General features: G+C 58.7%; 29 protein-coding genes and 4 tRNA genes. 14 read left to right on the top strand and 19 right to left on the bottom strand.

The features are described 5' to 3' along the window. Positions 1 to 17: 17 nt before the first annotated feature. Together PMYSY11_RS12790 and PMYSY11_RS12785 are read left to right on the top strand one after the other, a co-directional pair. Positions 18 to 2165, top strand: a complete 2148-nt coding sequence (locus PMYSY11_RS12790) for a 3-hydroxyacyl-CoA dehydrogenase NAD-binding domain-containing protein (RefSeq protein WP_150549413.1) — start codon at positions 18 to 20, stop codon at positions 2163 to 2165. 201 nt (positions 2166 to 2366) lie between these two features. Beyond that, the gene (locus PMYSY11_RS12785; RefSeq protein ID WP_069898610.1) at positions 2367 to 3095 is read left to right on the top strand and encodes an amidotransferase; all 729 of its coding nucleotides are present in this window, start codon (positions 2367 to 2369) and stop codon (positions 3093 to 3095) included. 69 nt (positions 3096 to 3164) lie between these two features. On the opposite strand, the gene PMYSY11_RS12780 is transcribed toward PMYSY11_RS12785, so the two are convergent. Both PMYSY11_RS12780 and PMYSY11_RS12775 read right to left on the bottom strand, forming a co-directional pair. Continuing rightward, positions 3165 to 3896, bottom strand: coding sequence for a 1-acylglycerol-3-phosphate O-acyltransferase (locus PMYSY11_RS12780; protein WP_150549412.1), 732 nt, complete (start codon positions 3894 to 3896; stop codon positions 3165 to 3167). A 200-nt stretch (positions 3897 to 4096) separates the two neighbouring features. After that, positions 4097 to 4786, bottom strand: coding sequence for a crotonase/enoyl-CoA hydratase family protein (locus tag PMYSY11_RS12775; protein ID WP_150549411.1), 690 nt, complete (start codon positions 4784 to 4786; stop codon positions 4097 to 4099). A 292-nt stretch (positions 4787 to 5078) separates the two neighbouring features. Between PMYSY11_RS12775 and PMYSY11_RS12770 the strand changes: the two genes are divergently transcribed. From PMYSY11_RS12770 to efp, 4 genes are all read left to right on the top strand, one after another. After that, positions 5079 to 5168, top strand: a tRNA-Ser gene (locus PMYSY11_RS12770). 224 nt (positions 5169 to 5392) lie between these two features. Then, positions 5393 to 5602: a hypothetical protein gene (locus tag PMYSY11_RS12765; protein ID WP_150549410.1), complete on the top strand. Its 210-nt coding sequence runs from the start codon at positions 5393 to 5395 to the stop codon at positions 5600 to 5602. A 153-nt stretch (positions 5603 to 5755) separates the two neighbouring features. Next, the gene (earP, locus tag PMYSY11_RS12760; RefSeq protein ID WP_150549409.1) at positions 5756 to 6883 is read left to right on the top strand and encodes an elongation factor P maturation arginine rhamnosyltransferase EarP; all 1128 of its coding nucleotides are present in this window, start codon (positions 5756 to 5758) and stop codon (positions 6881 to 6883) included. A 46-nt stretch (positions 6884 to 6929) separates the two neighbouring features. After that, positions 6930 to 7502, top strand: coding sequence for an elongation factor P (gene efp, locus PMYSY11_RS12755; RefSeq protein WP_069898600.1), 573 nt, complete (start codon positions 6930 to 6932; stop codon positions 7500 to 7502). A gap of 1078 nt (positions 7503 to 8580) precedes the next feature. Here efp and PMYSY11_RS12750 read toward each other — a convergent pair. Further along, complete coding sequence (locus PMYSY11_RS12750) at positions 8581 to 9537, bottom strand: LysR family transcriptional regulator (protein ID WP_150549408.1); 957 nt, start codon at positions 9535 to 9537, stop codon at positions 8581 to 8583. 148 nt (positions 9538 to 9685) lie between these two features. Here PMYSY11_RS12750 and PMYSY11_RS12745 point away from each other — a divergent pair, with 148 nt between their 5' ends. Beyond that, a complete protein-coding gene (locus PMYSY11_RS12745) occupies positions 9686 to 10435 on the top strand; it encodes a sulfite exporter TauE/SafE family protein (protein WP_150549407.1) in 750 nt (249 codons plus the stop codon). Here PMYSY11_RS12745 and PMYSY11_RS12740 read toward each other — a convergent pair. Next, entirely contained in the window at positions 10425 to 11279 is an 855-nt protein-coding gene (locus PMYSY11_RS12740) for a LysR substrate-binding domain-containing protein (protein WP_069898596.1), read from the bottom strand. The two genes, PMYSY11_RS12745 and PMYSY11_RS12740, sit on opposite strands and share 11 nt — an antisense overlap. A 96-nt stretch (positions 11280 to 11375) precedes the next feature. Between PMYSY11_RS12740 and PMYSY11_RS12735 the strand changes: the two genes are divergently transcribed. The 4 genes from PMYSY11_RS12735 to queF all read left to right on the top strand — a co-directional run bounded on the left by PMYSY11_RS12735 (position 11376) and on the right by queF (position 14541). After that, complete coding sequence (locus PMYSY11_RS12735) at positions 11376 to 11609, top strand: DUF1127 domain-containing protein (RefSeq protein WP_150549406.1); 234 nt, start codon at positions 11376 to 11378, stop codon at positions 11607 to 11609. Positions 11610 to 11683: 74 nt separating this feature from the next. Next, entirely contained in the window at positions 11684 to 12904 is a 1221-nt protein-coding gene (locus PMYSY11_RS12730; protein WP_150549405.1) for a winged helix-turn-helix domain-containing protein, read from the top strand. A 72-nt stretch (positions 12905 to 12976) separates the two neighbouring features. Next, the gene (pyrF, locus tag PMYSY11_RS12725; RefSeq protein ID WP_069898593.1) at positions 12977 to 13675 is read left to right on the top strand and encodes an orotidine-5'-phosphate decarboxylase; all 699 of its coding nucleotides are present in this window, start codon (positions 12977 to 12979) and stop codon (positions 13673 to 13675) included. A gap of 35 nt (positions 13676 to 13710) precedes the next feature. Beyond that, on the top strand, positions 13711 to 14541 hold the full coding sequence (queF, locus tag PMYSY11_RS12720; RefSeq protein ID WP_150549404.1) for an NADPH-dependent 7-cyano-7-deazaguanine reductase QueF: 831 nt from the start codon (positions 13711 to 13713) through the stop codon (positions 14539 to 14541). Positions 14542 to 14620: 79 nt separating this feature from the next. Here queF and folD read toward each other — a convergent pair whose 3' ends face one another. Further along, positions 14621 to 15475, bottom strand: coding sequence for a bifunctional methylenetetrahydrofolate dehydrogenase/methenyltetrahydrofolate cyclohydrolase FolD (gene folD / locus PMYSY11_RS12715; RefSeq protein ID WP_069898591.1), 855 nt, complete (start codon positions 15473 to 15475; stop codon positions 14621 to 14623). 277 nt (positions 15476 to 15752) lie between these two features. On the opposite strand from folD, the gene PMYSY11_RS12710 reads away from it, so the two are divergent. From PMYSY11_RS12710 to PMYSY11_RS12700, 3 genes are all read left to right on the top strand, one after another. Continuing rightward, a tRNA-Arg gene (locus tag PMYSY11_RS12710) sits at positions 15753 to 15829 on the top strand. 43 nt (positions 15830 to 15872) lie between these two features. After that, positions 15873 to 15948 (top strand) — tRNA-His (locus PMYSY11_RS12705). 61 nt (positions 15949 to 16009) lie between these two features. After that, positions 16010 to 16094: transfer RNA gene (locus tag PMYSY11_RS12700), tRNA-Leu, on the top strand. A gap of 133 nt (positions 16095 to 16227) precedes the next feature. On the opposite strand, the gene PMYSY11_RS12695 is transcribed toward PMYSY11_RS12700, so the two are convergent. The 14 genes from PMYSY11_RS12695 to PMYSY11_RS12635 form a co-directional block, all read right to left on the bottom strand. Continuing rightward, entirely contained in the window at positions 16228 to 17394 is a 1167-nt protein-coding gene (locus tag PMYSY11_RS12695; RefSeq protein ID WP_150549403.1) for an Arm DNA-binding domain-containing protein, read from the bottom strand. A gap of 94 nt (positions 17395 to 17488) precedes the next feature. Continuing rightward, the gene (locus tag PMYSY11_RS12690) at positions 17489 to 17704 is read right to left on the bottom strand and encodes a hypothetical protein (protein WP_150549402.1); all 216 of its coding nucleotides are present in this window, start codon (positions 17702 to 17704) and stop codon (positions 17489 to 17491) included. After that, positions 17694 to 17912: a hypothetical protein gene (locus PMYSY11_RS12685; protein WP_150549401.1), complete on the bottom strand. Its 219-nt coding sequence runs from the start codon at positions 17910 to 17912 to the stop codon at positions 17694 to 17696. Before PMYSY11_RS12685 ends, PMYSY11_RS12690 begins: the two co-directional genes overlap by 11 nt. Continuing rightward, positions 17905 to 18507, bottom strand: a complete 603-nt coding sequence (locus PMYSY11_RS12680; RefSeq protein WP_150549400.1) for a hypothetical protein — start codon at positions 18505 to 18507, stop codon at positions 17905 to 17907. The genes PMYSY11_RS12685 and PMYSY11_RS12680 overlap by 8 nt, the downstream gene beginning before the upstream one ends. A gap of 2 nt (positions 18508 to 18509) precedes the next feature. Next, entirely contained in the window at positions 18510 to 18770 is a 261-nt protein-coding gene (locus tag PMYSY11_RS12675) for a hypothetical protein (RefSeq protein ID WP_150549399.1), read from the bottom strand. Between the two features lie 95 nt (positions 18771 to 18865). After that, positions 18866 to 19213 (bottom strand): DUF7673 family protein, encoded by a 348-nt coding sequence (locus PMYSY11_RS12670; protein WP_172970691.1) that lies wholly within the window; start codon positions 19211 to 19213, stop codon positions 18866 to 18868. Positions 19214 to 19288: 75 nt separating this feature from the next. Beyond that, on the bottom strand, positions 19289 to 19501 hold the full coding sequence (locus PMYSY11_RS12665; RefSeq protein ID WP_150549398.1) for a hypothetical protein: 213 nt from the start codon (positions 19499 to 19501) through the stop codon (positions 19289 to 19291). Positions 19502 to 19557: 56 nt separating this feature from the next. Continuing rightward, a complete protein-coding gene (locus PMYSY11_RS21990; protein ID WP_275581993.1) occupies positions 19558 to 19686 on the bottom strand; it encodes a hypothetical protein in 129 nt (42 codons plus the stop codon). A gap of 48 nt (positions 19687 to 19734) precedes the next feature. Then, entirely contained in the window at positions 19735 to 22449 is a 2715-nt protein-coding gene (locus PMYSY11_RS12660; RefSeq protein WP_150549397.1) for a toprim domain-containing protein, read from the bottom strand. 5 nt (positions 22450 to 22454) lie between these two features. Continuing rightward, positions 22455 to 22694, bottom strand: coding sequence for a hypothetical protein (locus tag PMYSY11_RS12655; RefSeq protein WP_150549396.1), 240 nt, complete (start codon positions 22692 to 22694; stop codon positions 22455 to 22457). A 68-nt stretch (positions 22695 to 22762) separates the two neighbouring features. After that, positions 22763 to 23140 (bottom strand): hypothetical protein, encoded by a 378-nt coding sequence (locus PMYSY11_RS12650; protein WP_150549395.1) that lies wholly within the window; start codon positions 23138 to 23140, stop codon positions 22763 to 22765. Further along, entirely contained in the window at positions 23137 to 23439 is a 303-nt protein-coding gene (locus PMYSY11_RS12645; RefSeq protein WP_150549394.1) for an ogr/Delta-like zinc finger family protein, read from the bottom strand. The genes PMYSY11_RS12650 and PMYSY11_RS12645 overlap by 4 nt, the downstream gene beginning before the upstream one ends. After that, complete coding sequence (locus PMYSY11_RS12640; RefSeq protein ID WP_150549393.1) at positions 23436 to 23906, bottom strand: YmfL family putative regulatory protein; 471 nt, start codon at positions 23904 to 23906, stop codon at positions 23436 to 23438. The genes PMYSY11_RS12645 and PMYSY11_RS12640 overlap by 4 nt, the downstream gene beginning before the upstream one ends. Before the next feature lie 3 nt (positions 23907 to 23909). Then, positions 23910 to 24149, bottom strand: a complete 240-nt coding sequence (locus PMYSY11_RS12635; protein ID WP_150549392.1) for a helix-turn-helix domain-containing protein — start codon at positions 24147 to 24149, stop codon at positions 23910 to 23912. Positions 24150 to 24211: the final 62 nt, after the last annotated feature.

Raw genomic sequence — 24211 nt, 5'->3', positions numbered from 1 at the left:
GTCGGGGAAAGAACAGCATGACTGAAGCTATTCGCTATGAAAAAGGCCCGGACGATATCGTCGTCCTGACCATTGATATGCCGGGCCAGAGCGCCAACACCATGAATGCGGATTACCGCAGCGCCATGGCGGCGACTGTCGAACGCCTGGAGACTGAAAAGGAGCAGATTCGAGGGGTGATTATCACCTCGGCGAAGAAGACCTTCTTTGCCGGCGGCGACCTCAATGAACTGGTTAAGGTGACTCAGGCCGATGCGCCGCAGTTCTACCAGATGACGCTTAACATCAAGGCGCAATTGCGCCGCCTTGAAACACTTGGCAAGCCGGTAGTGGCGGCAATCAATGGTGCTGCGTTGGGCGGCGGTTGGGAGATTTGCCTGGCCTGTCATCATCGTATCGCGCTGGACAGCAGCGCGGTGCAGATCGGCTTGCCGGAAGTCACTCTCGGTTTATTGCCGGGCGGCGGCGGGGTGGTGCGCATGGTGCGTTTGCTGGGGCTGGAAAAAGCCCTGCCGTACCTTGCCGAAGGCAAGAAGTTGCGCCCTGATGCGGCCTTGAAGGTCGGCTTGATCGATGCGCTGGCCAGTGACCGTGATGACATGATGGCCAAGGCCCGTGCCTGGATCATGGCTAACCCGGAGGCCAAGCAGCCGTGGGATCAGGCTGGTTACAAGATGCCGGGCGGCACACCGGCAACGCCGAGTGTGGCGCAAATGCTCGCGATCGCGCCTTCGGTACTGCGCGACAAAACCCGTGGTTGCTACCCAGCGCCAGAGAAAATCATGTGCGCTGCGGTCGAGGGCGCACAGGTCGATTTCGACACCGCGCAACTGATTGAAGCGCGCTACTTCACCGAGCTGACCACCGGCCAGGTGGCGAAGAACATGATCGGCACCTTCTGGTTCCAACTCAATCAGATCAATGCCGGTGGTTCGCGCCCCAAGGGATACGAGCCGAGCAAAACCCACAAGGTCGGGGTGATCGGGGCCGGCATGATGGGCGCAGGGATTGCGTATGTCTCGGCGGCAGCCGGTATCGAGGTGGTGCTCAAAGACGTATCCATTGAGGCGGCCGAGAAGGGCAAAAGCTATTCGGCAGCGCTGCTGGAGAAGAAAGTCGGTCGCGGCCAGATGAGTGTCGACAAGCGTGATGCCTTTCTTGAGCGCATTCGCGCAACCGACAAGGATGCCGACTTCGAAGGCTGCGATCTGATTATCGAAGCCGTGTTCGAAGACCGTGATCTGAAAGCCAATGTCACCGCAGCCGCTGAAGCTGTAGCGCTGAATGATGCGGTGATTGCCTCGAATACCTCGACCCTGCCAATTACCGGGCTGGCTACCGCTGTGGCCGGACAAGACAAGTTCATCGGCCTGCATTTTTTCAGCCCGGTCGACAAAATGCCGCTGGTTGAGATCATCAAGGGTGAGCAAACCAGCGATGCAACTTTGGCCCGTGCGTTTGACTACGTCATGCAGATCAAGAAAACCCCGATCGTGGTGAACGACAGTCGCGGCTTCTTCACCTCGCGGGTGTTCGGCACGTTTACCAACGAAGGGCTGGCGATGCTTGGCGAAGGCGTTGCGGCGCCAATGATCGAGAACGAGGCGCGCAAGGCTGGCATGCCGGTTGGCCCTCTGGCGATCAGTGACGAAGTCTCGATGAGCTTAATGAGCCACATTCGCAAGCAAACCATCAAGGACTTTGCCGAGGAGGGGCGAACCCTGCCGGAGCACCCGGCGTATGAGGTGATTGAGCTGATGCTCAGTGAGTTCAAACGCAGCGGCAAGGCGGCCGGTGGCGGCTTCTATGAGTACCCGGCCGGCACCAAGAAGCATCTTTGGTCAGGGTTGAAGGAGCACTTCGAGAAAGCTGACGGGCAAATTCCGGCGGTTGATGTGCGCGACCGCATCCTGTTCATTCAAGCTATCGAAACGGTGCGCTGCCTTGAAGAGGGCGTGTTGCTTTCGGTCGCCGACGCCAACATCGGTTCGATCTTCGGCATCGGCTTCGCTGGCTGGACGGGCGGCGCGTTGCAGTTTATCAACCAGTACGGCATCAAAGACTTCATCGCCCGAGCCGAATACCTGGCTGAGCAATACGGTGATCGCTTCCTGCCGCCGGCGCTGCTGCTCGACAAGGCTGCCAAGGGCCAGTTGTTTCAGTAGCTGTTAAATCGGCGTAATGAATGGCTGCAGTTTAAAGCTGCAGCCATTTTTTTTAGCTAATCAGAAAATATGATCTGCGATCGCAGATTTTTCTTGTAATATTTTGCCCGACGGGCGCCCCTGCCTATTGCCTAGTTGCGCCTGGCAGGGCACGCTATTACACGGTTTATATCAATCACCTGCGTTTAGGGATTCTGCCTAATGCCGTTGCAAATCTGTATTTTGGAAACCGATCATCTTCGCCCGGAGCTGGTTGACCAGTATCAGGGCTATGGCTACATGTTTCAGCAGCTGTTTGCTCAGCAGCCGATCGCTGCCGAGTTCACGGTTTACAACGTGGTGGCCGGTCATTACCCGGCAGACTCCGAGGTTTACGATGCGTATCTGGTAACAGGTAGCAAGGCAGATTCTTTCGGCACTGATCCATGGATTGAAACCCTCAAGACCTACTTGCTTGACCGCTATCAGCGCGGTGACAAGTTGTTGGGCATCTGCTTTGGCCACCAACTGCTGGCGTTGTTGCTGGGCGGCAAGGCTGAGCGTGCGACTAACGGCTGGGGTGTCGGCGTGCACAATTATCAGCTGGCCAATAAGCCTGCCTGGTTGCAGCCGCAGACCAATGATTTTTCATTGCTGATCAGCCATCAGGATCAAGTCACTAAACTGCCGGAAAACGCCACCTTGTTGGCATCCAGTGAGTTTTGCCCAATCGCCGCCTACTCGATTGATGATCAAGTCCTGTGCTTCCAGGGGCATCCCGAATTCGTGCCCAGCTACTCACGTGCGCTGCTCGATCTGCGCCAGCAGTGCATCGGCGAAAACAGCTACCGCAAAGGCATCGACAGCCTGCAGCAGCAGCATCAGGGCAGCACTGTTGCCGAGTGGATGATGCGCTTTGTGGCCAATGGCCGCGAGTCTGCCGCGCTTTAATCGGTCAGTTTATACGCGTAAAAAAGCCCGATGCAGTTGCCTGTATCGGGCTTTTTCATGGGCGCTGGATTAACCGGCTGCCTGCTCGATCAGCTCGTGGGTCATCTGGTCGATGCAATCTTGCATCTGCACGCGGCACTGCTCGATCAATGCTGGCATGTCGCTGTGGGTCATGTGCGCCGTTTCAATCGGGGCCAGCGAGCGGATCATGATTTTCCCCGTGTTCCAGCGACCGAGTTTAACCGTGCTCGCGTAATGGCTGGTGCACACCGGAATAATCGGCACGCCAGCGTCAATCGCCATCTGGAAAGCCCCGCGCTTGAATGGGAACAACTGCTGGCCCGGATTGCGCGTGCCTTCAGGAAATACCCAGATCGAGGTGTCGCGGTTCTTCAGGGTTTCGGTGGTGGTTTGCATCGCCTGCTTGGCCTTGCGCGCATTGCCGCGATCCAGCAATACATTACCTGCCAACCAATACAGCTGACCAAAGAACGGCACCCACTTAAGGCTTTTTTTGCCCAGGCTGACGGTACGTTCAGGAACGACGCGGCCAAGTACATAAAGGTCATAGTTGGATTGGTGATTGGCAATGATCACGCACGCGCGCTTTTTCGCGAACAGCGAGGAGACCTCGGTTTTCAGGTTTATGCGCAAAATCCACAACGCGGGTATTGAGTAGAGGCGGGCGCAAAGGCGACTGTTGTCGGGGTTAAAGGGACGGCAGATGCACAGCAGCGAACCGGCTACACCGGCAATTACGAAGTGCAGCCCCATCAACAGCATCCGGGCAATAAAAAGCATCAGCTACGACCGACTTAAAATAAGGGCGCGCAGTGTACGAGGGCCGCTCGGGAACAGCAATTAGCCATAGACAACAGGTTGTTACCAGCACAATCGAGGGCAAGGCGCAGAGGCTCTGGCCTGATGCTTGCGGGGGGAGTGGGGAGGCGCAAACCCTGCACAAACATGCCTTCAGGCACGTTCATGCAGGGCAGAAGCACTTAGAAGCTGAACGATTTGTCCAGTTCGATTGCCTTGTCGAGCGTTTCAAGCAGCGCTTTGCGCACCTTCAGCTTGGTGTTTTTATGCGCCTTCATATTGATCTTCTTCATTTGCTCGGCCGCGGCCCGTGCCGTTGGCATCAGCGCGTCGGCGGCGACAACCTTGTCGAGGAAGCCGGCTGAAAGCGCGCCCTGCGGGTCGAACATCTCACCGTTGATGACGGAGCGTTGGAACGCCGATTTGCGCAGGCGATCACGCGCCAGCTCAATGCCAACGTGGTGCATGGTCATGCCGATCTGCACTTCGTTGAGGCCAATGCTGAACGCACCTTCAACGCCAATCCGGTAGTCGGCAGAGAGCAGAATGAACGCACCCTTGGCTACCGCATGACCGCCACAGGCCACGATAATCGGATAGGGGTGGGCGAGCATGCGTCGGGCCAGTGTCGAACCAGCGGCGACCAGGTCAATTGCGTTCTGAGGGCCGGAGGTCATTACTTTGAGGTCATAGCCGCCTGACAAAATACCTGGCTGGCCAGTGATGATGACGATGGCCTTGTCTTGCTCGGCTTGATCCAGTGCTGTGTTGAACGCGGCGATTACGTCTGGAGAAATGGCGTTGACCTTGCCATTGCTCAGGGTCAGGGTGGCAATACCGTCTTCAAGTTGATAGCTAATCAGGTCGCTCATGCTCGGGTTTCCTACTCAAGAAGTTGGCTGACGTTACCCATACAATCGACGCCGGTAAAGTGCGGTGACTGACTGATGGGTCAGCGTACAGCTGTTCCACCTGCGATTGCGCAGCAGGCCGTGCCGTTATGCGGGGCGATTCGGCAGATTCGCCTGCCAACAGATAGCTAAAAAGCCCCGTGATCAGAGAAAAATCTCATAAGCGCATGAATAGCCTGAAAAAACTTTTGCGTTTAAATCCATCTTCGGCTACATTAGCGCGCCTCGACAGACAGCAATGTCTTCGAGATCCGGTGAAGTGTCCGAGCGGTTGAAGGAGCACGCCTGGAAAGTGTGTATACGAGAAATCGTATCATGAGTTCGAATCTCATCTTCACCGCCACTTTCTCAAAAAGCCCCGTAAATCTTAGATTTACGGGGCTTTTTGCATTCTATGGGCGCTATTTCTGCGGTGCCTGCGCCACGCATTACCCAGCGTCCTGGCTTTGCGCACAGATCCTCTGCAAAGCGCAATCTTAAAAAGCCATAACCACTATTAATCCTGCTGATTGTTCATTCCTGCGGGGGTGTCTGAAAATAGACCCATCCAAAGTTATGGAGGTTCGTATGCCCCAACTCAGCATTATGTCCCTTGTCGGCAGTGCCGTTCCTGAAGCGCTTCGCGCCAGAGGTGCGTTGGCTTGTTGGTTTATTGTGGTTGATGGTGTGCAGATGTCCGGCCCGTTCGCATCCCGTGAGGATGCCGATCGCTGCAAAGCTGCCTGGGCGTCGCAACTGTCCGAGTTCGAGCCCGGCAATTACTCGATGACTATGTAAATACCTGTTTCCTCCCTTGAGCCGAGTTGCTCCTTCGGTTCACTTTAACCCACCCCTTGCGGTGGGTTTTTTCTGTCTGCAGCTTTTTGCCGGATACCCGTAGCCTGCGGCGAAAGGCTAAACTGGGCGCTGTTGAGTCAAGGGCGCAAACTTGTGAAGTGGGACATTTTCTGCAGTGTTGTCGATAACTTCGGCGATATCGGGGTCACTTGGCGTCTTGCCCGGCAATTGGTAGCGGAGCATGGGCTGCACGTACGCTTGTGGGTCGATGATGTCGCTGCATTTGCACGCATTTGTCCTCAGGCCAGCCCGGACGCTAGCGAGCAGTTGCAGCTCGGGGTGGAGGTGCGTCATTGGCACAGTCAGTGGCAGCCGGTCGAACCTGCTAATGTGGTAATCGAGGCGTTTGCGTGTGAATTGCCTGCGACCTATGTGCGTGCGATTACCGAGAGCAAGCGGCGGATTCTTTGGCTTAACCTTGAGTATTTGAGCGCAGAGGACTGGGTGAGTGGTTGTCATGGCTTGCCATCGTTACAGTCCGGGGGCGTGCAGAAGTATTTCTTTTTCCCAGGCTTTACTGAAAGCACCGGTGGTTTGCTGCGTGAGGCGGGTTTGCTTACACAGCGCCAGGATTTTGTGGCGAATGAGCAGGCTCGTCAGCAGTTCTTGCGCTCGATAGGTGTTGAGCCCATCGCCGGTGCGCGGCTGATGTCACTGTTTACCTACGAGAGTGCAGGTCTGTCCAGCTGGTTGGATGTGCTTGAGCAAGATTCGCAATGCACCCAGTTGCTGGTGCCTGAAGGGCGAATTCTCGCGGACCTTGGTCGCTGGCTGGCGGTTGATGATCTGAAAGCGGGCGACTCGCATCGCAGGGGCGCGCTGCAAATCAATATCTTGCCGTTTATAGAGCAGCGCCAATACGACCAGTTGCTCTGGTGTTGCGACTTTAATGCGGTGCGTGGAGAAGACTCGTTCTTACGCGCGCAATGGGCGGGCCGACCGCTGTTGTGGCATATATATCAGCAGGAAGAAGGCGCTCATTGGGAAAAAATGCAGGCCTTTTTGTCGCTTTACTGTCGCGACTTATCGCCGCTGGCTGGCGCCGCAATCACCTCGTTCTGGCAGGCTTGGAGTGCCCAGGAGTCGGTTGCAGAGCCTTGGCAGGCGGTGTTGCTGTATTGGGATGAGCTGTCGGCGCATGCCGAAAAGTGGTGTGAGCAGCAGGCCGAATATCAAGATCTTGCGACGACGCTGGTGCAGTTTCAGCAAAATTGGCTATGATACGCGGCTCAGAATTCTGTAACTCCATTCAAATCCGGATATTAGTATGAAAACCGCACAAGAAATGAAGCCCAACAGTGTGGCTCTGATCGACGGCCAACCTTGGCTTATCCAAAAGGCCGAGTTCACCAAGTCCGGTCGTAACAGTGCCATCGTTAAAATGAAGCTGCGCAACCTGTTGACCGGTTCCTCGACTGAAACCGTATACAAGGCTGACGACAAGCTTGAGCCGGTTATCCTCGATCGCGTAGACGTAACCTACTCGTACTACAGCGAGCCGAACTACGTTTTCATGGACGAAGAGTTCAACCAGTACGAGTTGAACAAAGACGACCTGGAAAGCGTTATGCCTTTCATCGTTGACGGCATGACCGACGTTTGCGAAGCCGTATTCTTCGAAGGCAAAGTTGTTTCTGTTGACCTGCCGACTACCATCGTTCGTCAGATCGCTTACACCGAAGGTTCTGCACGTGGCGACACGTCTGGCAAGGTGATGAAGCCTGCCAAGCTGAGCAACGGTACCGAAGTTAAGGTTGCTGATTTCTGCGAAATCGACGACTGGATCGAAATCGATACCCGCACTGGCGAGTACAAGTCGCGCGCTAAAGCACCGGTCTAAGACCTGCTTTAACCAGCGATCAAAAGAGCCCGGCCATTGCGCCGGGCTTTTTTTCGGCTGCAATTTGGCTTCGGTCGTAGGGGCGACGAGGTTTGGGCGTGGTTCAGGCGATTTGTTTAAAAGCCAAAGTCCCCGTGCATGTGATGCGGCGTTGCACAGATGGCTATGACGGATTGCCCCGCAGGGGCTATCCATCCTCCGGTTCGGGTATTTCCCGAGATGGGGGAGGATGGATAAACCGCCGGTTAATCCGTCATGGCGGTCTTTGGGCGTGACGGGTTTTTGCGTTCGGTTTTGGCAGTTTGCCGGATGATGAAATGCCACGCGCGGGAGATGCGGCGTTGCACACATTGCTATGACGGATTGCCCCGAGGGGCTATCCATCCTCCGGTTTTGGTATTCCCCGAGATTAGGGTGGAGGATGGATAAACCGCAGGTTAATCCGTCATGGCGATCTTTGGGTGTGATGGGGTTTGTGCTTGGTTTTGGCGATTTGCCGGGTTATGAAATGCCACGCGCGGGAGATGTGGCGTTGCACACATTGCTATGACGGATTGCCCCGAAGGGGCTATCCATCCTCCGGTTCGGGTAATCCCCGAGATCGGGGATGCGGAGGATGGATAAACCGTAGGTTAATCCGTCATGGCGGTCTTTGGGTGTGGCGAGATTTGCGTTCGTTTTTGGCGGTTTGCCGGATGATGAAATGCCACTCGCGGAAGGTGTGGCGTTGCATACATTGCTATGACGGATTGCCCCGAAGGGGCTATCCATCCTCCGGTTTGGTGTTGCCCGAGATGAGGTTGGAGGATGGATAAACCGTAGGTTAATCCGTCATGGCGGCCTTTGGGCGTGGCGGGTTTTTGTGTTCGTTTTTGGCGGTTTGCCGGATGATGAAATGCCACGCGCGGGAGATGCGGCGTTGCACAAATGGCTATGACGGATTGCCCCGACGGGGCTATCCATCCTCCGGGTTGGTGTTGTCTGTGATCGGGATGTGGAGGATGGATCAACCGCAGGTTAATCCGTCATGGCGATCGTTGGGCTTGGGGAGCTTTGTGTATGGCTTTTGCGGCGGTATTTAACCCGCGGCGAACAGGCTTTGCAGGGAAAGGTCCCATGGCGCTACGGGGGCGAAGCGTTGTTTGAGAAACTCCAACAGCAAGCGGCTGCGTGAGGTGCTTTCGCGGTCCAGGCGCAGGGCGTAGATACCGCTGGGTTCGGCGGGCGGCAGGCCGTTTTGGCAAAACAACGCCTGTAGTTCACCGCGCAATAGGTGCTCGTGAATCAACCACGTCGGCAGGTGGGCGATGCCGAGGCCGCCTATTGCGCTGAAGAGCAAGGCTTCGGCGTTATTGGCGGTCATGCGCAGGCGTTTGGGGCGGTACGCGGTGGTTTTCCCTGAGTCTTCAAATCGCCACGCGTGCGGCGGGGCGAGGCTGCTCCAATCGAGTCCGTGATGCTCGGTCAACTCCGAAGGGGACTGCGGTGTGCCATGTTGTGCCAGATACTCGGGGCTGGCGCAGGCAACCCGTACCAGCGGCGCGAGCGGCGTCGCCACCAGGCGAGTGTCGGCCATTGGGCCGATGCGCAACACCAGATCAACTTCACCCAGATGCTCGCCCTGCAAATCAACAAAACTGTCGATCAGGCGTAACTGCACATCAAGGCCCGGATAGGCTTTGAGAAAGTCGGCAATGGCCGGCGCCAGATGCCGGCGGCCGAAGGGAGAGGGCGCATCAATGCGAATCAATCCCTCTGGCTGGGTTGTCAGCGATACTGCTTCGGCGCGGGCCAGATTCAGTTCGCCAAGAATGCGTCTGGCGCGCTCGGCAAAAGCTTGCCCTGCGGGTGTGACGCGCACCGCGTGGGTAGTTCGGTTAAACAATACCGTGCCAAGCGAGCGCTCAAGCGAATCCATACGCCGGGCCACGGCCGACGGTGTCAACGGATGGCGTCTGGCGGCGGCCGAGAAACTGCCGGTGTCGAGCACATCGAGAAAAAGGCTGAGTTGAGCGTTGAGTGCGTCCGGATTCATGGTTGTCCTGCTTTTGCATGGTGCGCACAGCCATTGTGCGCTGTTGTGCGTTTCCGGGATAGTCGCGAGCCGTTAATCTGGCGCCACCTGCTGCTTGCTTGAGTAAGCGGCATTTTTGCGTGTTAGCACTTTTGACCCTGAGGCCTGTGTGATCGATTTTGTTCTAAACCTGTTATTAGGCGCTGCACTTGGCTCTCTCGGCGGCTTGTTCGGCATCGGCGGTGGTTTGATTGCAATCCCGGCGATGGGGGTGTTGTTCGGTCTCGATCAGCAGATGGCTCAGGGCACCGCGCTGGTCATGGTTGTGCCTAATGTGCTGTTGGCACTGTGGCGTTATCACCAGCGCAACCGGATTGATATTCGCCATGCGCTGGCGCTGGCCATAAGCAGCTTCATTTTTGCATTGATGGGCGCGAATTGGGCGGTCGGCCTCGATGCCGGGCGCATGCGTTTGGCATTCGTCGGATTTCTGATTGCCTTGGCCCTCTACAACTTGGCGCGGATCTATTTTCGCCCACCTGCTGGCGGCACCGAGTTGCGCTATCCGTGGCCTTGGCTGGCTGCACTCGGAGGTGGTGCGGGATTGCTCGGCGGCCTGTTTGGTGTGGGTGGTGCGGTGCTGGCAACGCCAGTGCTGACCAGTATTTTCGGCACTACACAGGTAATCGCGCAGGGTCTCTCGCTGGCATTGGCAGCCCCGAGCACCGGGGTGACGCTGGTCACCTATGCGTTGCATGATCATGTGGACTGGACGCTTGGTTTGCCGTTAGCAATCGGCGGTCTGCTCAGCATCAGTTGGGGCGTGAAGCTTGCCCATGCGTTGCCAGAGCAGGTTCTGCGCGGTTTGTTCGCGGGTTTTCTGCTGGTTTGCGCGGCTTCGCTGTGGCTTAAAGTCTAAAGCCTTCAACAATCTGCTCGGCCAGAGCTTCGGTCACCGGGGACTGGCTTTGCTCATTGCGCAGCAGGACGATGCTGGCTGATGGCATCGGCGGTAAACCTTCTGCTTCGCCGATAATGCGCATGTCGGGCGTAATCAGGCTTTGCAGCTGCGCGGTTACCGCAAGCCCCGCGCTGACGACGGCCATGATTGCCGACAGGCTGGGGCTGGTATAAGCCAGTCGGTATTCGCGGCCGATTGCGTCCAATGCATTACAGGCCCATGAACGACAAAAGCATTGTGAATTGAACATGGCCAACGGCAGCGGCTCCTGCTCATGCGGGCTGAAGCCCTGAGCCTCGGCCCAGACAATGCGCTCCTGGCGGAGCAATTGGCCAATCTCGGTGCCTGGCTCGCGGGTGACAATGGTCAGGTCGAGGTCGTGGCGTTGCAGGAGCTGAAAGGAGGGCTCGCAATGCAGCTCTACCTGAACCAGCGGGAACTCCTGGGCAAAGCGCGACAGAATCCCCGGCATAAAGCGCATCACATAATCATCCGGTGTACCGATTCGCACGGAACCGACCATGTGCGGCTCGCGCAATGTGTTCATGACTTCACCGTGCAGCTTGAGAATGCGCCGCGCATAGCCCAGCAGCACTTGGCCTTCAGCGGTCAGCTTGACCTGCCGGCCGTCGCGCTCAAACAACGCGCGCTGCACGACATCCTCTTCGAGGCGCTTCATCTGCATGCTGACAGCCGACTGCGTGCGGTTCACGGCATCGGCTGCGCGCGTAAAGCCGCCGTGATCGGCGATGGCGACGAAGGTGCGCAGCAGCTCGCTGTCGATGCTGGGGTAGTTGGCCATTGATCAATCTCAGAGATGCAAGACATAAGAAACATTCGTTAGATTGATCATAAGCTTGGAGTGAAACTGTCGCCAACCCCACTGGAGGGCGATGAGATGAAAGGTCAAAAAGGTTATGCGATTGTCAGTGTGCCGGCTCATGCGTCTGTCGGTTTGTTTTCAGCTTTGCGAGCTGTCTATGCGCGGCTTCTGCGGTGGCAGCAGCTATCGAGCCAGCGTCGGCGTCTGTCTGCATTGAGTGATGCCGCACTCAAGGATATTGGCTTGAGCCGGGCCGATATCATGCAAGAAACCCGGCGGCCATTCTGGGAGGATCCTTTGAGTAAATGAGTGAAGGTTGATTGCTTGCTGCGCCTGAGCGGGTTTCTCGGCATTATGGAGAAATCCCACAAGGAGGCTGGTTAATGCGCAGCGAGCAGTCACTTTCTCTCAAGCAGGCGCGCCGCCTGGCATTGGCGGCGCAAGGGTTTCACGGGCGCGCAACTGAGCGCGTGCAGGCGCCGAAGGCGGCGCAGATTCGGTCTGCCTTGCAGCGATTGGCTGTGGTGCAAATCGATTCGGTGAATGCGTTAGTGCGCTCGCACTATTTGCCGCTGTTCTCGCGATTAGGTGTTTACCCGCAAGTACTGCTTGAGCGCGAGGCGTGGGGGCCTAAACGCAGTCTTTTCGAGTGCTGGGGGCACGAAGCCTCGTTAATGCCGCTTGAGCGTTATCCGCTGATGGTCTGGCGCATGCAGCGTGCCCGAGCCGGAACGGGGATTTATAAGCAGTTGGCCGCTTTCGGTCGCGAGCAACAGCCGTTGATCAAGCAGGTTCTGCAACAGGTGCATGAGCGTGGCGCTTTAGGGGCGGGTAGTTTGGCTTCGGGCGGTAAAGGAACTGGCGGCTGGTGGGGTTGGAGTGCAGAAAAGCACGCACTCGAATGGTTGTTTGCCGCGGGTGAGGTAACGGTTGCGCAGCGTAAAGGCTTTGAGCGCCTGTACGATCTGCCGCAGCGCGTCCTGCCCAAAGCTGTGCTGGAGCAGCCGGTGCCAGATGAGGCTGAATCGCAGCGCCAATTGCTGTTGATTGCAGCGCATGCATTAGGCGTGGCAACCGAGGCGGACCTGCGCGATTACTTCCGCCTCGATGCTGTCGACGGTAAAGCGCGCCTTGCCGAGCTTTTGGAGGAGGGCGCGCTGCAGCAAATGAGCGTCGAGGGCTGGCCGCAGGCCGCTTATGCGCCGGCGCAAATCAGCATCCCGCGCAAAGTGCAGCGCGGTGCGTTGCTGTCCCCGTTTGACTCGTTGATCTGGGCGCGGCCGCGTACCGAGCGGCTATTTGATTTTCGCTATCGGTTGGAAATTTACACACCGCAACACAAGCGTGTGCATGGCTATTACGTGCTGCCGTTTCTGCACAATGAACAGCTTATGGCACGGGTGGATCTGCGGGCTGAGCGGGCGGCAGGGATTCTGGCTGTGCATGCGCTGCATGCAGAAGTGCATGGGCTTGATGAGGAGGCGTTACGGGCTTTGCAGCAAAACTTGCTGGCCATGTGCGAGTGGCTCGGGCTGCAACGTGTACAGATCAATTGTCAGTCAGACCTCGCCCGGCGCCTGCAAATGTTGAATGTTGAATGTTGATTAGCGGGTCAGCAAGGCGCAGCGCCTTACGCTACAATGCGCGGCGAATTTGACTGACCCGAGAGAACACCCATGCCTGCTTGCCAGACGCCGATTATCGTTGCCCTGGATTTCCCGACTCGTGATGCTGCCCTGGCACTTGCCGATCAGCTTGATCCTGCTCTGTGCCGGGTCAAGGTTGGTAAAGAGTTATTCACCCGTTGCGGGCCAGATATCGTCGCGGCATTGAGCGCAAAGGGCTTCGAGGTGTTCCTTGACCTGAAGTTTCACGACATCCCCAATACCACGGCGATGGCGGTCAAGGCAGCGGCTGAAATGGGCGTGTGGATGGTCAATGTGCACTGCTCCGGCGGCCAGCGCATGATGACAGCATGCCGCGAAACCCTTGAATCACTGAATGGGCCGAAGCCACTGCTGATCGGCGTGACCGTGCTGACCAGCATGGAACGCGAGGATCTTGCAGGCATTGGCCTCGATGTTGAGCCGCAGGAGCAGGTTCTGCGTCTGGCCGGTTTGGCGGCGCAGTCGGGGCTCGACGGTTTGGTCTGCTCTGCGCAAGAGGCGCAAGCCCTGAAAATCGCTCATCCGCAATTGCAGTTGGTTACCCCGGGTATTCGCCCGGCAGGCAGCGCGCTGGACGACCAGCGGCGGATTCTCACGCCAAAGCAGGCGCTGCAAGTTGGCTCCGACTTTCTGGTTATCGGTCGCCCGATCAGCAAGGCGGCGTCACCCGCGCAGGCGTTGGCAGATATTGTTGCTGAGCTGGCTTGAGTCTTTTAACGTAGCGTTCTGATTGGGTTGCCATCATGCATCACTCTGCTGAAAATTCGCCGCTGGGCAAGTCCAGTGAATACATTGCCACTTATTCGCCGCAGTTGTTGTTTCCGATACCGCGTGCGCCGAAGTGGGCCGAGTTGGGGCTGACGGCTGAGACGTTGCCCTATCAGGGCGTGGATTTCTGGAACTGCTTTGAGTTGTCGTGGTTGCTGCCGAGCGGCAAGCCGGTCGTGGCGATGGCCGAGTTCGCGATTCCGGCAGACTCACCCAATATCATCGAATCGAAGTCGTTCAAGCTCTACCTGAACTCACTCAACCAATCCGTATTCGCCGATGCCGACGCTGTGGCGGCGGTTATGGTCAAGGATTTGTCTGCTGCTGCGGGCAAGCCGGTGGCCGTGCGTGTGCGCAGCCTTAATGAGGTTGCCGCCGAAGGCGTCGCGCAACTGCCTGGAACTTGCATTGACGAGTTGGACGTTGCGATAAGCAATTATGCGCAGCCGCGTCCGGAATTGCTGGCTTGTGACGCGCAGCGGGTGGTGAGTGAGACTGTTTACAGCAACCTGCTCAAGTCCAATTGCCCGGTGACCGGTCAGCCGGATTGGGGCACGGTCGTGATCGAATACCGCGGCCCGGCCATTGATAAGGCCAGTTTGCTGGCTTACCTGGTGAGCTTCCGTCAGCACGCTGATTTTCATGAGCAGTGCGTCGAGCGCATTTTTCTGGATCTGCAGTGTTTGCTCAAGCCAGAATCACTCACCGTTTATGCGCGCTATGTGCGCCGTGGCGGGCTGGATATCAATCCGTATCGCAGTACTTCGCCTATTGCGCCGGATAATCGACGTCTGGTGCGTCAGTAGGTTCTGATATCGCGCTGTTGAAACAAAAACGCCCCGAACTGCAAGCAGTCGGGGCGTTTTGCTGTACGCGCCAAGCTAATCAGTCGTGCAGATGCTCAGCAGCGTGCAAGGTGTTCTCCAGCAGGCTGGCGCGGGTCATGGGGCCAACGCCGCCTGGAACCGGGGTAATCCAGCCAGCGCGGGGCAGGGCGGTTTCGTACACCACGTCGCCAATCAGCTTGCCGTCTTCCTGGCGGTTGATACCGACATCAATGACGATCGCGCCCGGCTTGATCCATTCACCCATTACCAGGCCCGGCTTGCCCGCGGCTACCACGACCAGATCTGCATCGCTGACGTGGCGAGCCAGATCCTTGGTGAAGCGGTGAGTGATGGTCACGGTGCAGCCTGCCAGAAGCAATTCCATCGCCATCGGACGACCGACGATATTGGAGGCGCCGACAACCACCGCGTGCAAACCATAAAGATCCACGCCTGTGCTGTGCAGCAGGGTCATGATGCCTTTCGGTGTGCAAGGGCGCAGCAACGGCATGCGTTGAGCCAGGCGGCCAATGTTGTACGGGTGGAAGCCGTCGACATCTTTGTCTGGGCGGATACGCTCGAGGATCAATGATGAGTCGAGGTGATCCGGCAGCGGCAATTGCACCAGAATGCCGTCGATGCTCGCTTCGTCATTAAGACGGTCGATCAGGTCGGCAAGGTCTTGCTGGCTGGTGCTAGCTGGAAGGTCATAAGCCTGAGATACAAAGCCGACTTCTTCACAGTCCTTGCGCTTGTGTGAGACATAAACCTGAGAGGCCGGATCGCTACCGACCAAGATTACTGCCAGGCCTGGAGCACGAAGACCCTGCTCGCGGCGCTCGGCGACGCGGTGGGCTATCTGCTGGCGTAGGCTGGCGGCGATCGCTTTGCCGTCAATCAGTTGTGCAGTCATTGCGCTTGGTTAACCATTGAGGGGGGATGGAAAAGGGTGTGTATTCTCGCATGTAGAAGGTGTCGGGCAAAGGCGCGAGCCTACTATTTTCATGTAACTCCTTTATCTAACTGATTTTTTTCGATTTTAGTGTTGACGGGTACGAGAACACTCATTAATATTCGCCCCGCTGTCGAACACAGCCAGTTGCTGGATAAGACGGCAAACGCAGAATCTCCTAGTGATAGGCTGTGACTGCAGATGCCGAAAGACTTAAAGTCTGCTTGCAGATTGATAAGCGCCCGTAGCTCAGCTGGATAGAGCATCCGCCTTCTAAGCGGATGGTCGCAGGTTCGAGTCCTGCCGGGCGTGCCATTAGGCAGCTAGGCGCAGCAGATGTAGATGTAAACGCAATATGGTGGGCGTAGCTCAGTTGGTAGAGCACAGGATTGTGACTCCTGGTGTCGTGGGTTCGATCCCCATCGTCCACCCCATATTCGAAAAGAGCGCTGGGTCTTAAAAAGCCCGGCGCTTTTGTTTCAAAGGTTAGACCACGCGGACGTGGTGAAATTGGTAGACACACTGGATTTAGGTTCCAGCGGCGCAAGCTGTGAGAGTTCGAGTCTCTCCGTCCGCACCAAGTAACGTACTGTTTTCAAAGCGTTTTTTATTTGGCCCTGTGAAAACGGGAGCGATTTGGGAACATCTTGGGAATTACGAACGAAAAAGGCAGCTCCGAAATGGCTGCCTTTTGTCGTTTCTGGGTGCTGGGTTTAGAGCTTTAGCGCGTGTTCCAGGATGCCGATCATGTCGGGGCCGTCCTGATTGATCCAGCTGCCGTAGTGGCGCCAGATCATCGCGGTGGACGTGTGGCCCATTTGGTCGGCGATCCAGTCCAGCGGCACCGCCCCGGTGCTGAGCAGTTGGCTGGCGTAGGTGTGGCGGCAGTTGTTAGGCCCACGGTACCGGACGCCCACGTTGGCCAAGTGCGGACGCCAGAATCCCTTGAGCAGCATGTCTGAGCTGCTGTGCGCCGCGTCGGTTGTCGTGCAGTGGAAGACAAAACGCACCTTCACCGGCTTTTTCGTCTTGTTGTCGCGGTCGGTCACCTCGATGGCCACCGGCGCGGCCTTCTCGGTAAAGCGTGCCTGGGCTTGCAGCGCCTCCAGGGCTGGCTTGAGCAGCCGCACCTCGCGCGTCGAGCGGCGGGTTTTGGTCACCTTGTAATGGCCGCGCACCTGCGAGCGGCGGAACTTCACCGTGCCGGCCTTCAAATCAACGTCCTCCCAGGCCAGCGATATCGCCTCAGATACCCGAGGCCCGGCCCAGATCATGAACTGCGCGAGGTTGACCTCCTGCTGCTTGTCCGTGGTGCCCGCGAGGATGTCGCGGATCTCGTTACGGCTGAACGGGTCGGCTTCGTCTGGGTCAGGCAACGCCACCGCCAGCCCCTCGGTGGGATCGTGGGCGGTTTTGTTGCGCGTGCGGTAGATGACGAAAATCTGCCTGATCAAACTGAGGATCTCGCGCACCGTCTTGTTGTGCAGCTTCGGCACCAGCGTTTTTTGCACCCACTCCTGCAGGTGCAGGTGGTCGATCTGGTCGGCCTGGTGCTCGCCCCAGCGCGGGCGGATGTGGGTTTCAGCCTTGCTTTTGTAAGTGCGGAAGCCAGACGGCGCCAGCTGGTTGCGCTTGATGTCCAGCCACAGGTCGATGTAATGGCCCAGCGTGTTGGTTTTCACCCTGGGTGAATCAGCAAAGTGCCGGGCATAACTGAACGTGCCGGCCTTAATTTCATAATTGATCATGCCCACCAGGCGCTCGGCCTGGGCGATGTTCTCCGGGCTGGCATCGCCCGGCATCGCCTCGCGGCACAGCTCGCCCTGGTAGCGGAAATACACGCGCACGCGGTTGCCGCGCACCTCAACACCATCAGCCATGTGCGTCCCCACGCAAAACAACGGAAAAAGCCCAGTCTATGGGCCAGCAAAAAAGGCGGCCCGTTGCCGGGCCTAGAATGTGAAGGGCGTGTTTCTAGATTGTCCCAGGATGGCTGAACAGCATCACCTGGCCAGGGTTGAGCAGGTCGTTGCGCTGCTCCTGCAGCTGCGCAGGGTCAAGCCCCAGCTTGCGCGCCAGGGCCACGGCGGCTTGGCGTGCGCTTTCGGTACAGCTGGCGGTGTGTTTGCAGCCTTTTACGCGCGCCACATAGGTGTTGGTGGCGTAGCGAGAAACGATTTCAACGGGCATAACGCTTCCCCTTCGATTGTTTGGCGGCGGCTTTTTCGGCCTGCAGGGCAGACCACTCGGCGTTTTTGCGTTGCTGGCGGATCTGGCTGCACTTGGCATGCTTGCGGGTCGAGCGTGCTTTGCCGCAGATATCGCAGATGCTTGGCAGGTCGAGGCGCTGGCCGGCCAGTGGCGGGCGGATGCGTTCGGTGATGGCTGGGTTAGGCATTGGCCACCTCGTGCTGTTGGTTCTTGAGGCAGCGTGCGTTTTCGAACTCGCTCGGCAGGATCTCGACGGCGCCCTCGATCCAGCCGGAGGTAGGCTTTCCGGCCGCTACGTTTTCGTGGTGCTCGGCCTTGTTGATCTGAAAGCCCAGGTGGAAGTAGGACGTGCCGTCCAGTTCGAACTTGATGCCGCCGCACATCAGCAAGTTGCCGGTGTTTACGTCGAGCCGATCCCAATAATCATGGATGCTTAGGCGTTTTGGGCAGTGCTCGCGCCACAGGCTTAGTAGGCGTTCGTGCTCGGCGCGGATTGCGGCGCGTTCCTCTTTTGGGGTGCCCTTGGTTTGTTTAGCTGTTGTGCGCAGGGCGCGGTAACCGTGGTCATCTGGACGGCACCAATGTGCGTCAAGGGCGCGGCTCTCACTGAGCTTCACACCGCCAGCAACGTGGCAGGTTAGATTGCGCATGGAGGCTACAGGCCCGCCGAACAGTTGCCCTAACGCTACCAAGCGAGAATTGAATTCAGCTCTGGCAGCAGAGTATTCACGGACGATGGCCACAGTGGTTGGTGCTGCTGATTTGTAGAAATAGTTGCTCATGATCAAAGGCCCCCCAGCAGCGTTTTGGTGAGCGCGTTTGGCTCGCCTTTGTGGCTGATTTGGCTGAGCAGCTGCATGCTCCGGCCGTGGCGGGACTCGACAATGCAGGAATGGCCATCAATGACAACGATGGTGCCCTCGCGGGCAGTGAATTGAACCGAGCGCCCGCGCTGCTTGGATACGACATAGGACACAGGGTCGCCGACTTTGAAAGCGGCTGTGGTAGCCTTCTCGCTGCTGACTTCTGGGGTTTGTGCTTGCATGGTGCTTCTCCTTGGGTTGGTTCGGCCCTGGTGGGTTGCCGCCCACCGGGGCCATCTTTTTTCCGGCTTGGCCGGTGTCAGTTGTATTGCGCGTGTCAGGCGCGCCAGACCTTTTTGAAGCCATCCCAGACCTGCTCGCCGTGCTCGATGTACTGGTGCACCTCTTGCTCGGGCCGCTGGTCCAGGCGCAGCACGGCTATGCAGTCGTGCCAGAGGGTGGTGTCGAGCTTTCGTAGATCAGTAAGCGGGAAGGGGTAGGCCGTGCCGTTGTAAAGGCTGAGCAAGAAGCGGGCGACTACGCCGCTTTGGCCAGAGTCGCGTTGCGCCACAGGTAACAGGCGGTACAGCGCCGCCAAGCCAGCGGCGCGGATGTAGGGGCGTTCGGCTTCTTCCACGGCCAAGCGGTTGAGGGCGTCGCTCAGCGAGTTGTTTAGGGTTTGCATGGTGCTTCTCCTTGTGTTTGATCTGGCCCTGGTGGGTTGCCGCCCACCGGGGCCATCTTGTTTCTGGGGCTGGTGTTACCGGACGCGGATCTTGGCGCCGCCCTCGAGCACGAACAGGTTCACGTCTGCCAAGCGGTACTGGCCGCCGACGCCGCCCTTGATCACATAGCCGCACGGGTCGGCCTCGATGCGCACCTTGAACGGGTAGCCATAGCCCTGGCTGCGGCACCAGTCGGCCTGGTGGGCGTACTCGCTGGACTTCTTAATCTCGGCGTAAAGCTGTTGCATGGTGCTTCTCCTTTGGTAGTGGGTTGCCCAGGCGTTGCCGCGCCTGGGCGGTGGGGTTATTGGCCGAGGCGGGCCAGCAGGTCGGGGGTGAGGTAGCTGGCCACTATCATCACCGCCAGGGTCAAGGCGCTAACGGCCAGGGTGGTGATGGTTTCGCGGGCGTTGGGTTGGTCGTCGTGCTGCATGGTGCTTCTCCTTGGGGGTGTTGCCGGCGTTGCCGCGCCGGGGTTGGGTTAAGCCTTGAACACCCAGCACTTCACGGTGGCGCAGCGTGCTGAGAGTGGGTTTTTCATGTTGTAAACAGCGCGCACGGCGCTGTCGGTGGCTTTGTTGATGTCCAGGCAGGGCCGCGAGCGGCTGTGCTTGAGCAGCGTGCGCAGGGTGGCCACGTCGGCCAGCTTCTGGCGGTGCTCGGCGGCGCGCTCGGCGAACTCGTTGAGGTTGATGGCGATGTGCTCGGGCTTCTTGCTGTGGTTCACCACCGCGTCATCGCTCAGCGATTGCAGGTAGTCGTACACCTCCCAGAAGGTGCGCACTTCTTCTGGGTCTGCATTGATGGCGCCCTGACGATCAACGGCCATGGCCATCAGCTCCTGCTGGGTGGCGCGGTGCTGGTCGTTGGTGAGCGGTACCACAGTGCGCAGGGCGTCGAGCAGGGCCAGCATCTGGGCGTGGTTTTTGATAATCCGCTCCACACGGATCTCGCGGAATGCGCGCAGGGTTTGCTCATGCGCACGCACCTGCTGGCGGAACACCTCCAGCACCTTCTGCTCGGCCTTGGCGGCCATTATTAAAAAGTGGCTGACGTCCTTGGCGTTGAGGTGGTTGAGGTTGTCCACCGCTGCACGGCTGGCACTGGTCACCTCGGGGCGTACAAAGTGCAGTTTGACGATACGGGTGAGGATGGCCTCGGAGCCGGTCACGGTGGCGTTTTGGCTCATCACCAGGGAGCCACGGAACGGTGGTTCGTGGGTTTCGTTGCCGCCGGTTTTCATGCCGGTTACGCCCAGCGAGCCGCCGTTGAACATCGGCTTGAACTCGTCGAAGTCAAAGCCCTTGGCGGTGTTGCTGGTGGTGGCGTCGCTGCGGTCGGCCTCCAGCAGTACCAGGGGCATGCCCGACACTTGGCCCAGCCAGCGGCGCAGGCCAGCCTTGGACATTTTCGAGGGGTCTTTGCCTTCTTCTTCGGGGCGGCCCAGTAGCTTCCACAGGAACATCAGCAGGGTGGATTTACCCGCGCCGGCCTCGCCAGTCACCTCCAGAAAGGGGAACGACTGAAACTCACTGCGGATCTGCTCCGCAAACAGCGAGCCAAACCAGAAGGCCAGGGCAATCACGCCCTGGGCGCCGAAGACCTCCCACAGCCACTCAAGCCACTCATGGCGGTAGCCCTCGTTTGTTTGGGCGATCTCCAGGCGGATGGATTTTTGCAGCGTCTTGAGGCGCAGCTTTTTGAACTCGAAGTAGTCCTCAGCGTTGGCCTTTTCCACCACGCCACCGCGCACGGCCAGGTCGCCGAACACATAGCAGCCGTGCTCCTTGCTAAAGCCGATGTAGTCGATGGTCTGCACGGTTTTCAGGCCGAACAGCTGGTCGCGCATGATCTTGTCGAGCTGGCCGCCGCTGCCGGTAAACACCGCGCCGGCGGCCATGCCCAGTAGGCGTTTTTTAAACTCGCTGGCGGCGGCCACTTGGCCCCCGGTAAAGGTGTTGCGCACCGTGGGTTCGTCGTGCGGGAAGTCCACCCGGAAGTAGTACCAGCTCTCGTCGGTGACCTCGTTGCGCTGGAAGTACAGCGCCTGCGGGTAGCAGTTGGCGATTTCCACCACCGCGCCGCACTGGCGCAGGGCCTTCTCGCGGCGCTGCTTGTCGTTGAGCAGGGCGTCTTCTTCACGCTCGGAGCTTTCGAGCTGCTGCATGGCCCTGTTGAATTTCTCAAGGTCCATTTTGAACCAGTAGAGGCGGTTCTCGAAACCGAAGTGGAACTCGTAGCGCTCGCGCCATTCGTACATCAGCACGCCTTTCTCGGCGGCGTTGGTGGCCAGCAGCAGGGCACCGTGGTAACGGGCCTCCTCGATGTCACGGTGGATGCGCTCAGCGCGCTGCTCGGCGTTGTCGATGAACATCCAACGCTGGTGCAGGTCGTTCCAGTCCACCTTGCGCTCACGCTGCGGGATCTGCGCCGCTGTGCAGGTGTAGCCAAGGTCGCGGGCCATTTGTACGTGCTTGCGGGTGAAGCGATGCGCGCCGGGCTCGTTGTCTAACGCCCACACCAAACGGGGCAACTTGCCGCCACGCTGGCGGGCCAGCTCCTTGAGCGACTCAAACGGGAAGGCACCGCTGCTCATGGCCGATACGGTAGCCAGGCCGTGGTGCAGCAGGGCGATGGCGTCGAAGATGCCCTCAACAATCCACAGCTCTTTGGCCTCCAGCAGGTCCACGCTCGGCGGGCACCACCAGTAACCCTTTGGCGATTGGCCAGGGGCAAAGCGCGCCTTCTTTTTGCCGAAGCGGTGCGGGCGATCGATCAGGCGTTCCCAGTAGCCACCTTTCTCCAGGGCAAAGCGCACCGTGGCACTGCCGATGCCAAGGTCGCGGTCCCAGTAGTTGTCCAGGGTGTAGCTGCCTTTGATCAGGCTCAGGTCGAAGCCGCGGGCAAAGCTCAGGTAATCATCAGCGGTGCGGTTGGGCTCGGCCTCGGTGGCCGGGGCGCGCTTGCTCCAGTCGTCGAACAGGTCGTCGAACAACTCTTTAACGTGCCACTGCTCGCCGCATTTGCTCTCACGGCCGCACTTGATAAACCAGGGCTCGTCGTGGCGCGAATACAGCTCACGCTTGCCGCATGCCGGGCAGGTGCCCTTGCGCAGGTAGGGCGTGCCTTTCATGTGCTGCAGGCCGTAATCGGACTCCAGACGGCGCAGCACTTCGCTGCGGATTGCGTTGTCCATGGGCTTCACGCCTGGGCTCCTTGTGTACTCAGTTGTTTACGCAGCTCGCGGATCGAACGGTTGAGCCCAGCAATGTGCGGGTAGTCGGCCAGCACCTTGCGCCCACGCAGCCCCTCGGGGGTGTAGCGGTATTTGTCGGCGTGCCACACCTCGGCCATCAGCACCTCGTACTGGTTGACCTGGTAGCGCAAGAAGGCCACGGCCTGCTTGGGGTCCAGCTGGATTGAAACGGTGATGTCATTCATCGGGGCCACCCTCTGGGCGCAACTTTCCCCTGCCCACGGTGGGCGGGCATGGGGGTGTTATGGTTTTTTTAGCTGACCTGGCGAAGGGTTCGGCGGGCGGGTGTCTCGATCAGGTGCTTGACGATCAGGGCCACCGGCACGGCAAAGGTCAGGCCGCTGGCGGGGTCGGTGATGATGGCGGTGCGCCCGGTGCTGGTGCTGATGTCTAGGTACAGGCGGCAGTCTGCCGAGCGCAGCTCGCCATAGGCCATGGCCACGAGGTTTTCGGCCAGGTATTGCGGCACATCCAGCACAAGCTGCAGGTGCTGCACAGCGCGGGTGAATAAGGTTTGCTCATCGGCCAGGTGCTCGGCTTGGTGGCGCTCTAGGTAGGCAAAGGCGGCCGCCTGCATGGCGGTGCGGTAGTCGGATGCGGCATGGGGGTGTTGCGGGTTGACGGTGTTCATGCGCTGGCCTCCTGGGCGTCGAGCATATCGAGCTGGTTGTTATTGGCGATGTCGCGGTTGTCCTGGCGGGCCTTGCTGAGCAATGCCGAAGGGGCCAGCGGCAGGCTGACGGCGGGGTTGGGCTGGCCGCTGGGGGACAACTCATGGGTCATCTGAAATTCAGCCCGTACCGACCAACTGCAGGGCACGTACTGGCACTGCAGGTACATGACGCGAAGGAACACGTGCTGCTCAGTGCTGGCACGCACTTTCATCGGCCCTTGGCACTTGGGGCACTTGAGTCGGTAGTAGCTGCTCACAGGGCGGCCCTCCGGTGCAGGGTGACTACGGCGCCCACTTCGGTATGGCGCGCGGCTAAGTGTTGGCGGTGGGCGAGGACAATCTCGGCCAGCTCGGCCTCGTTGATTTCGCCATCGCTCAATGCCTGGGCAATGAGGGCGTCGACCTTGCCGCGCTTAACCGCTGTGCCCATGGCCAGGCTATAAAGCTCGGTGTGGTCAAGCTGGGCAGCAGTGGGCATGGCCACAAACAGGCCGCCGTACAGGTTGCAGAGGTAGTCCACTAAGTAGGTGGTGCCGGCCACTTGCTCCAGGGCGTGCAGTTGTTCGTCAGCCAGGGGGCGGGTGCCGGCGTTTTCGTAGGCGTGGTTGTCAAACTTCTTGAGCTCCAGCCCTAACAGGGCGGCGGCGCACTCACGGCCACCGGGGTAGGCATGAATAATGGCGCTGACGACTTTGCGGCGGCTGTCGAGAATTGAGCGGGTCATTTTCTAGTTTTCCCCTTGCGTGGTCGGGGCTACTGTTGAGACGACACCTTCTTTAATGCCGAGCAATACAGCGGCCTTGTGTGCTTCACCGCGCAGACACTTCTGCTGGCCGTTGAGTACGGCGTAGGCGGTGGATTCGTTGATTTGGTTTTGCTCGGCCCAATCCCTAACGGAAATGCCAATGGCGCAAAGCCTGGCGCGGGCCTCTTTACGTGCTTGCTCTGTTGGGTAGGCGTTCGGCATAGTGCAGATTCGTGCAATTTCATGTGATGACAGGCAAAGAATGATGCACGTTTATGCACTGG

Source organism: Pseudomonas marincola (genome assembly GCF_900682675.2).
Taxonomy (GTDB): Bacteria; Pseudomonadota; Gammaproteobacteria; order Pseudomonadales; family Pseudomonadaceae; genus Aquipseudomonas; species Aquipseudomonas marincola.
The sequence above is the reverse complement of the archived record's forward strand: the minus strand, read 5'-3'. Positions and strand labels throughout refer to the sequence as shown.